This is a genomic window from Azospirillum sp. TSH64 (assembly GCF_003116035.1).
GTDB lineage: Bacteria > Pseudomonadota > Alphaproteobacteria > Azospirillales > Azospirillaceae > Azospirillum.
Window position 1 is genome coordinate 669 of sequence record NZ_LGQW01000013.1, and the last position, 214, is coordinate 882.

At 71.0% G+C, this 214-nt stretch carries 1 protein-coding gene; it reads left to right on the forward strand.

Going from position 1 to position 214, the window contains the following annotated elements; all coding sequences use genetic code 11:
• A partial coding sequence (locus tag TSH64_RS01515; RefSeq protein WP_199237398.1) for a hypothetical protein occupies nucleotides 1–214 on the forward strand: 214 nt, incomplete at both ends.

Below are 214 nucleotides of genomic sequence, written 5' to 3' on the forward strand. Positions count from 1 at the left end.
GCTGGCGTCGCAGCTGGAGACGCTGACCGGCGGGGCCGGGCTGGACATCGTGACGCTCGCCACCGCCGGCTTCGACAGTGCGGCGGACATGAACCGGGTGTCGGGCACCAGCGGCAACACGCTGCTGGTCTCCGGGCTGGAGACGCTGACCGGGTCGAGCGGCAATGACGTGGTCTATCTCGGCTCGGCCGGCAACACGCTGCTGGTGTCGGGG